We start from the raw sequence: 9,173 nt of genomic DNA on the forward strand, positions 1-9,173 counted from the left end.
ATAACATATGGCATCAGACTATAGCATTAGGTTTAGGGGTAAAAATTGGTTAAATAAAAACAAGGTCTATATACATTTGATTGTAAGCTATTACATAGCTAAAAAACAAATAATATCACCTTGCTATAATTATTTTGTTATAAATGATATGGATTTTTAATTTTTTTCAAAATATTAATACCTGTACTATGTTCTTCTATATATTGTCCATAATTAGAAAATATAATTATTTTTAAATATAATAAATCAGTAACAGAAATACCAAAATTTAAAGCCAATAAAAACATAAAATAATGTCCATATTGTGGAAAAGCAACTGTTAGCATGATGAATATACCAGATAAAATAATCAAAGGTAAAATTAAGTTAATGCAAAAATAAAATTTGTGTACAGGTTGATTTACATATGTATTGTAAAAAATAAGCCATCTTCTTTTAGTCAATTTGTGCGCTTTAAATGATTTACGATAAGGTAAGAAAAATAATAAATGAATACTTTTATGTAATGGGTAAGTCAAAAAAACTAAAAATAAAAAGATGAGAAAATGTCTATCTGATAATGGCGTATTCGATAAGAAGTACATTACTTCATAACTTATTAAAAACATTATGATAGTTGCTACAGCACTCATAAAGGCGATTCTAGGCAACCCAAATCTTGCGTTAATATCAATTTGTCTCTTACATAAAAACATGTCTGACGCCCCATCTCTTTTCAATATAAGTTAGATTATAACTAACTCCGGTTTAGTAATTCAATAGTAACATATTATATTCGTTTTATATCATGAGTGAAATTTTTAAATTAACCATTTTGAGAACAAAAAATTAAGAATTTGAAGTTGAACAATAGAAAGTAGCAAAATAATCAATAGACTTAAATTAAATTACTCATTTTTATTATTTTGAAAAGGGGAGCTGTATTAATATGGCGGTTAATAAAATTTTTAATTCAAAAACATTATATTCAAGGATGGTATTTCATAAAAAATGAGACGACTAGAAATGTAATTATTTCTAATGTCGTCTCATTTGAAATTAATGTATTTTATATTTTTCAATAACTGGGGCATTGCCAATAAATGTTTGTAATGGTTTAAGTCATACTAGTTTTATTTAGATAATTCATTTCCGATATCTTCACCACGGTTTTGTAGGTTTTCAATGTGGGATTGTAAACGTTCAATGTTAGGGTTGATATCAGATTTAAAGTTTCCAAGTAATGACTTAATTTCACCACCAATAGAACTTCCATATTCTACGCCTTCATTTTTAATTTGAACACCGTAGTTTAAAATGTCATTGAAACTTTGTTTAATTGTTTCGAATTCACGTTGAAGTTCGGATTTTGAACCAGTAGGGGCAGTGCGATCAATTGTATTATTTTTCACACTTTTGTCATCTCTACCTTGCAGTGCAACTACAAAACCAGCTGCTACGCCAACGCCGATACCGAATAGAATGCGTGATGCTTTCATTTATATTCTCCTCACTTTTAACATATCGTATAAATACATTTTTGTTTAACATCTGCCAACAATTGTGATATACCTTTGAACACAATTGCTTTAATATTAATTTTAATATACCCGTTCAATCATAGGTTAAGCATATATTTAAAATTGTGCTTGAATTTTTTCAGCAATTTGTTGCTTCGCTTCATTATCTAAAATGTCTTCATGTGTTTCCCATTTGTAACCAAAACCATCGATATCATTTTCATATCTAGGAATTAAGTGGAAATGAATGTGGAATACAGATTGATCTGCAAATTCACCGTTATTTTGAATGATATTTAAGCCATCAGGATTAAAAGCACGCTTAATAGCGTTTGCTACTTTGGGTAAAGCTGCTCCAATATGTTTCATTGTTTCTTCATCAGTTTCGAAAATGTTTGCAGAAGCTTTTTTAGGAATTAATAACGTATGTCCTTTAGTGACTTGTGAAATATCTAAAAAGGCATAAACATAATCGTCTTCATATACTTTAAAGCTTGGGATTTCTCCAGTTAAAATTTTGCCGAAAATTGTTTCTGACATGATGACTACACTCCTCTTCAACTCGTATTATCATTTATTATAACATTGTCGCTAAAAATTCGATATTAGTACGTATATATTTAATATGAGCATTTTATAATTTTTGGTACAATATAAGTCATGGAGGTGCCTTATGACAGTTAAAGTAGAACAGCTTACAGGTGGATATGGAAAACGCCCTGTAATTAAAGATATAAATTTTGAATTAAACAAAGGCGAAATTGTTGGTCTTATTGGACTTAATGGTGCTGGTAAGAGTACAACAATAAAACATATGCTAGGATTATTGACACCTATGGAAGGATCTCTATCAATTTCAGATATAAATATTAATGATGACATTGAAACGTATCGTAGAAAGTTATCTTATATACCGGAGTCACCGGTTATTTACGAAGAGCTCACATTAGAAGAACATATAGAGATGACTGCAATGGCATATGATATTGAACGCGATGAAGCAATGAAGCGTGCAATGCCATTATTAAAGACATTCCGTTTAGAAAATGAATTAAAAGTATTTCCAAGTCATTTTTCTAAAGGTATGAAGCAAAAAGTTATGATCATTTGTGCGTTTATTGTTAATCCTGAACTATATATTATAGATGAACCATTTTTAGGATTAGATCCATTAGGAATTCAATCGATGTTAGATCTAATGGTTGAAAAGAAAAACGAAGGCAGAACCGTTTTAATGAGTACGCATATTTTAGCAACCGCAGAACGTTATTGCGATCGCTTTATTATTTTAGATGAAGGTAAAGTAGTGGCGTTTGGCGATTTAGAAGCATTGAGACAACAAACGGGCTTACATAATCAAACGCTTGATGATATTTATATTCATGTGACGCAAGGTGGAGATATACATGCGTAATCAAGCAACCACTTTATTTAACAAAAGAGTACATGACCTTCGTAAAGAGAAGAATTATTATAATAAGTTTATATTTAATGGTCATTTCATGGTCTTTCTACTTATTTTGCTAGGTGCATTTATATTTGGATACGGAGAATGGTTGAAACATATTCCAACAAATATTGACTTTGCATTGATTGCATCACTTATTGTTGCATTAGTGTCGATTTTCCCAATGCGACCACTCTTAAAAGAAGCGGACAAGATATTTTTATTACCATTTGAAAAGCATATGTCTAAGTTTATGAACCATGCGATTTTATACAGTTATTTTGCGAGAATATTAATACAACTTGTTATCATCGTCGTATTGTTCCCGCTATTTTATAATATTAATCAACATAGTGTAGCATTTTATATATATTTTGCTATCAGTGCATTGATATTTCCATTTATCGGCTTACGTTTAAGATGGCAGTGGTATCAATCTGGTTTAAAAACATGGCAAGTGAACTTCATTTCATTTTTCATTTTTAGTGTCACTTATTATTTGATATTAGAAATGAAGTGGTATGCTGCAATTCTATTAATTGTTTTACCACTCTTAATAGAGTTATTAGTTAAAAGATTTAAACCTGGCTTTTTATATCCGTGGGAGAAAATGATTGCAATTGAACATCGACATCATATGAACTACTATAAATTCGTAAATATGTTTACGGATGTGAAACACTTAAAAGAATCAGCAGTTAGACGAAGCTATTTGGATATATTATTACCAGTTCCAAAAGGGCGCAAATTCAACTCTAATTCAATGTATTTATTTTTATTTATACGTAGTTTTATTAGAGGAAGAGATGCATTTAATATTATCTTTAGATTAGTAATCATTGCTGTTCTATTAATGGTATGGTTATCATATCCATTAGTAACAGCGGTTATCGGAAGTCTTTTTGTGTATATTATATTGCTACAAATGGCACAGTTTTATTCGCAACAAGCATATGGTTTGTGGCCACAAGTATGGCCAGTAGCTGAAGAAAAAGTAATCAAAGGTTATGAGCAGTTTTTATACAGATTGATGTTAGTTATTAGTACTGTATTTACTGTGACATTTATGATTAAACATATGATGTTATTTTATGTTGTTGTTATTTTCTATATTGTTGGTATATTAACAATTCGAAGTATTATTAAAAAGTTAAAATATCAAGAGACATTATTAAGAGATTAAAAAACTTCCATTGGAATGCATGTTGTATAGATGCTTGTAATGATGAGTGCCAAATTATATGGCAGTCATATTACATTAGCATTTGTGTACAAACAGCATAACCAATGGAAGTTTTCTTTGAAATTATTCTTTAATTGGGTATAAATATCTTTCAAAATAACTTGAATGTTGACCACTTGAACCAAAATAATGACTCAACGCTTCTTTTGAAAAATGATCATTAAAGGCATCCGATTGCTTGAAGTCTTCGTATGTATGTCGATCAGCAAATCCGAAATAAATTTTATATGTTGTACCTTTAGCTGGTCTTAACAAACGATAGCTTTTAAAGCCACCAAAGTTTCTGAAATTATCATCTACACTAATCAATTTCTTTTCAAGTTGATATGCATGGTCTTCTGTTGATGGAATGAAGATTGCACAATAGAAATGATGTTCACTGAATTCACCAATTTCTTTAATAACTTCATATTTAGTAGGTGATTTTAAAACAGTTTCACCATTAGTTTCTTCAAAAATAACTGAAGTATCTGATGCTGAAAATTGGAATAGTTGATGGGTCGGGTTATTGATTTTTATTTGATTTAAAAATCCATAAGTGCCATAAGATGTATATAGTTTCTTCATATGAAAGGTCCCCCTTATGTTTTTATTTATTATACGATGATAAACTAGTCATTACCACTATTAATATTTGATTAAAATTACTATAATGAATCAAGCGAGATATTTAGAATTAATGATACAAATTAATGGACTTTAGAAATTAAATTTACAATAAATAGCGCTATGATTAAATGTCAGTTTTATGACATTTATTTATTGAAAATACGAACGAATGAGCGATATGATAATATAGATAAGAATGATTTTAATTTAGGAGGCCTTTATGGTGCATAATAAAAACAATACAATTTTAAAAATGATCAAAGGTGAAGAGACAACACATACACCTGTTTGGTTTATGCGACAAGCTGGCCGATCGCAACCAGAATATCGTAAATTGAAAGAAAAATATTCACTATTTGAAATTACGCATCAGCCGGAGTTGTGCGCTTATGTAACGCATTTACCAGTTGATAATTATCATACAGATGCAGCAATTTTATACAAAGATATTATGACACCATTAAAGCCAATTGGTGTAGATGTTGAAATTAAATCTGGTATTGGACCTGTTATACACAATCCAATTAAAACAATTCAAGATGTTGAGAAACTCTCTCAAATAGACCCCGAACGAGATGTACCTTATGTACTAGATACAATTAAACTTTTAACAGAAGAAAAGTTAAATGTACCTTTAATTGGTTTTACTGGTGCACCATTTACATTAGCGTCATATATGATTGAAGGCGGACCTTCGAAAAATTACAATTTTACAAAAGCGATGATGTATAGAGATGAAGCAACGTGGTTTGCATTAATGAATCACTTAGTTGATGTATCAGTTAAGTATGTAACTGCTCAAGTTGAAGCGGGTGCCGAATTAATACAAATTTTCGATTCATGGGTAGGTGCTTTAAATGTCGAAGATTATAGACGTTACATTAAGCCACACATGATGCGTTTAATTAGTGAGGTTAAAGAAAAACATGATGTGCCGGTTATTTTATTTGGTGTAGGTGCCAGTCATTTAATTAATGAATGGAATGATTTGCCGATTGACGTATTAGGTCTAGATTGGAGAACTTCGATTAATCAAGCTCAACAATTAGGCGTTTCTAAAACATTACAAGGTAATTTAGATCCATCAATTTTATTAGCACCGTGGGATGTTATTGAAGAAAGATTGAAGCCAATATTAGATCAAGGTATGGAGAACGGTAAACACATCTTTAATTTAGGTCATGGCGTATTTCCAGAAGTACAACCTGAAACGTTACGTAAAGTAAGCGAATTTGTTCATAATTATACGCAAAGATAATTTTATGAAATAGCGATAGCACGAGAAAGACAATTCATTTAAAGGAAGGTATTATCAATGACTAAAAAAATGGGACTATTAGTTATGGCATATGGTACACCTTATACAGAGAGCGATATTGAACCATATTATACGGATATAAGACATGGTAAACGACCAACTGATGAAGAACTTCAAGATTTGAAGAATAGATATGAATTTATTGGTGGTTTATCACCATTAGCTGGTACAACGGACAAACAAGCAGATGCATTAGTTTCAGCTTTAAATAAAGCATATGCTGATGTTGAGTTTACACTTTATTTAGGGTTAAAACATATTTCACCATTTATCGAAGATGCAGTTGAACAAATGTATAACGATGGTATTACAGAAGCAATTACAGTTGTATTAGCACCACACTATTCTTCATTTTCAGTAGGATCATATGATAAGCGTGCAGATGAAGAAGCGGCAAAATATGGTATTCAACTGACGCATGTTAAACATTATTATGAACAACCTAAATTCATTGAATATTGGACGAATAAAGTCAATGAAACATTGGTTCAAATTCCAGAAGATGAACACAAAGATACTGTCTTAGTTGTTTCAGCACATAGCTTGCCAAAAGGTTTAATTGAAAAAAATAATGATCCATATCCAGAGGAACTAAAACATACTGCGCTTTTAATCAAAGAACAATCTAATATTGAAAATATTGCGATTGGTTGGCAATCTGAGGGCAATACAGGTACACCATGGTTAGGACCAGACGTACAAGATTTAACACGTAATTTATATGAAAAACATCATTACAAAAACTATATATACACACCAGTTGGCTTTGTATGCGAACATTTAGAAGTGCTTTATGACAATGATTATGAATGTAAAGTTGTTTGCGATGACATTGGTGCGAATTATTATCGACCGGAAATGCCGAATACGCATCCATTATTTATCGGTGCAATTGTTGATGAAATAAAGTCCATATTTTAATTACGAAAGAAGCGTGAAACGTTGTGACTAAATCAGTGGCTATAATAGGAGCGGGGATAACAGGTTTATCAAGTGCATATTTTTTAAAACAACAAGATTCCAATCTTGACGTAACAATCTTTGAATCATCGAATCGACCAGGGGGGAAGATTCAATCTTATCGTAAAGATGGTTATATGATTGAGCTTGGTCCTGAATCTTATTTAGGCAGAAAAACTATAATGACAGAATTAGCTAAAGATATTGGATTAGAACACGAAATTGTTACAAATACGACTGGACAATCTTATATTTTTGCGAAAAACAAATTGTATCCTATTCCAGGTGGATCAATTATGGGAATTCCGACAGATATCAAACCATTTGTGAAAACTAAATTAATTTCACCACTTGGAAAGTTAAGAGCAGGATTAGATTTACTTAAAAAACCTACTCAAATGCAGGATGGTGATATTTCTGTAGGTACATTTTTTAGAGCAAGATTAGGTAATGAAGTACTAGAAAATTTAATTGAACCATTAATGGGTGGTATTTATGGTACGGATATCGATAAATTAAGTTTGATGAGTACGTTTCCTAATTTTAAAGAAAAAGAAGAGGCATTCGGAAGCTTAATCAAAGGTATGAAGGATGAGAAAAATAAGCGTCTGAAACAAAGACAATTATATCCTGGTGCACCAAAAGGACAATTCAAACAATTTAAGCATGGTTTAAGTTCATTTATTGAAGCATTAGAGCAAGATGTGAAAAATAAAGGTGTGACAATACGCTACAATACGACAGTAGATGATATTATCACGTCTCAAAAGCAATATAAAATTGTTTACAGTGATCAACAAGAAGATGTATTTGATGGAATACTAGTGACAACGCCGCATCAAGTCTTTTTGAATTGGTTCGGGCAAGATCCAGCGTTTGATTATTTTAAAACAATGGATAGTACAACGGTTGCGACTGTTGTATTGGCATTTGATGAAAAAGACATTGAAAATACTTATGATGGTACTGGTTTCGTTATTGCGAGAACGAGTGATACAGACATTACCGCATGTACTTGGACGTCAAAAAAATGGCCATTTACTACGCCAGAAGGTAAGGTGTTGATTCGTGCCTATGTAGGTAAACCAGGTGACACTGTTGTCGATGATCATACTGATGATGAGTTAGTTTCAATTGTGCGTAAAGATTTAAGTAAGATGATGACATTTAAAGGTGATCCCGAATTTACAATTGTGAATCGATTGACGAAAAGTATGCCACAGTATCATGTTGGTCACATTCAACAAATTAGGCAGATTCAAGCACATATTAAACAAACATATCCGCGACTTAGAGTAACTGGTGCATCTTTTGAAGCGGTTGGATTGCCAGATTGTATTATGCAAGGTAAGGTTGCTGCTGAAGAAGTAATCGCAGAGCTGTAAGTTGATTATGGACTGGGACGCCTGTGAAGTATCTTTTACATTTTATATTGATGGAAATTCGTTAATGTTGGAATTGTTATAAAGAATATATACGCATAGTAATATTCGTTTCTAAATTTAATAGAAAAGATGACAAAGCACTTTAATTTGAAATGTCAATTTGAGATATAAACATTTCTATTTAAGGTGCTTTTATTTTACAATTAATAGTAAATAGTAACAGTTTTAACAATAGAAAATGAGATAGTATGTTGAAAGGAGAGAATGAGATGACAGATGTAATCATTGTTCATTCTATGCATGGAAATAGTAGAAATCATTGGTATCAATGGTTGGAGCATAATTTAACTTTAGAAGGATATGACGTAACATTATTTAATTTTGAATCACCTGAAGCGAAGACAGTGGATCAGTGGATTGAAGCTATGACGAAACAAATTAATGTACGTAAAAAGGATACATATTTTGTAACCCATGGTCTGGGCTCAATCACAGCTTTAAAATATATTGAAATGATTGACCAGCCGATTGAAGGCTTTTTCAGTATAGCAGGCTTTAAAGAAGATGCAGAAAATATAGATTTAGATATTGATTTAAGCAATGTAACCATTGATTACGATAATATTAAAAAGAAAGTTGACAATTTTTATGGATTGAGTTCTAAAAATGATAAATACGTTTCATATAAAGAGACTCAGCGTTTAATGAATGC

The 9,173-nt window shown here is 31.1% G+C and carries 11 protein-coding genes; 7 read left to right on the plus strand and 4 right to left on the minus strand.

Translation table 11 applies throughout. The features are described 5' to 3' along the window. Positions 1-137: 137 nt before the first annotated feature. From CD116_RS10470 to CD116_RS10480, 3 genes are all read right to left on the minus strand, one after another. Positions 138-695 carry a DUF3267 domain-containing protein gene (locus tag CD116_RS10470; protein ID WP_047428488.1) on the minus strand — a complete coding sequence of 186 codons (558 nt, stop codon included), beginning with the start codon at positions 693-695 and terminating at the stop codon, positions 138-140. A gap of 417 nt (positions 696-1,112) precedes the next feature. Then, positions 1,113-1,478, minus strand: a complete 366-nt coding sequence (locus tag CD116_RS10475; protein ID WP_047550414.1) for a YtxH domain-containing protein — start codon at positions 1,476-1,478, stop codon at positions 1,113-1,115. Positions 1,479-1,616: 138 nt separating this feature from the next. Beyond that, positions 1,617-2,039 (minus strand): HIT family protein, encoded by a 423-nt coding sequence (locus CD116_RS10480; protein WP_000004983.1) that lies wholly within the window; start codon positions 2,037-2,039, stop codon positions 1,617-1,619. 133 nt (positions 2,040-2,172) lie between these two features. Here CD116_RS10480 and ecsA point away from each other — a divergent pair, with 133 nt between their 5' ends. Continuing rightward, on the plus strand, positions 2,173-2,913 hold the full coding sequence (gene ecsA / locus CD116_RS10485) for an ABC transporter ATP-binding protein EcsA (RefSeq protein ID WP_047428480.1): 741 nt from the start codon (positions 2,173-2,175) through the stop codon (positions 2,911-2,913). Then, positions 2,906-4,129, plus strand: a complete 1,224-nt coding sequence (gene ecsB, locus CD116_RS10490; RefSeq protein WP_047550411.1) for an ABC transporter permease EcsB — start codon at positions 2,906-2,908, stop codon at positions 4,127-4,129. Before ecsA ends, ecsB begins: the two co-directional genes overlap by 8 nt. 123 nt (positions 4,130-4,252) lie before the next feature. Here ecsB and traP read toward each other — a convergent pair whose 3' ends face one another. Continuing rightward, complete coding sequence (gene traP, locus CD116_RS10495; RefSeq protein ID WP_047428475.1) at positions 4,253-4,756, minus strand: signal transduction protein TRAP; 504 nt, start codon at positions 4,754-4,756, stop codon at positions 4,253-4,255. A 162-nt stretch (positions 4,757-4,918) separates the two neighbouring features. Between traP and CD116_RS10500 the strand changes: the two genes are divergently transcribed. From CD116_RS10500 to CD116_RS10520, 5 genes are all read left to right on the plus strand, one after another. Beyond that, positions 4,919-5,029 (plus strand): hypothetical protein, encoded by a 111-nt coding sequence (locus CD116_RS10500; protein ID WP_001790154.1) that lies wholly within the window; start codon positions 4,919-4,921, stop codon positions 5,027-5,029. Next, on the plus strand, positions 5,019-6,056 hold the full coding sequence (gene hemE, locus CD116_RS10505) for a uroporphyrinogen decarboxylase (protein ID WP_047550407.1): 1,038 nt from the start codon (positions 5,019-5,021) through the stop codon (positions 6,054-6,056). Before CD116_RS10500 ends, hemE begins: the two co-directional genes overlap by 11 nt. Before the next feature lie 57 nt (positions 6,057-6,113). Continuing rightward, entirely contained in the window at positions 6,114-7,037 is a 924-nt protein-coding gene (hemH, locus tag CD116_RS10510; protein WP_047428468.1) for a ferrochelatase, read from the plus strand. Between the two features lie 23 nt (positions 7,038-7,060). Beyond that, complete coding sequence (gene hemY / locus CD116_RS10515) at positions 7,061-8,461, plus strand: protoporphyrinogen oxidase (protein ID WP_047550404.1); 1,401 nt, start codon at positions 7,061-7,063, stop codon at positions 8,459-8,461. A 269-nt stretch (positions 8,462-8,730) separates the two neighbouring features. Continuing rightward, positions 8,731-9,173, plus strand: a 443-nt coding sequence (locus CD116_RS10520) for an RBBP9/YdeN family alpha/beta hydrolase (RefSeq protein ID WP_240625128.1), incomplete at its 3' end; no start/stop codon positions are given.

Origin of the sequence: Staphylococcus schweitzeri (genome assembly GCF_002902405.1) — a bacterium.
Taxonomy (GTDB): Bacteria; Bacillota; Bacilli; order Staphylococcales; family Staphylococcaceae; genus Staphylococcus; species Staphylococcus schweitzeri.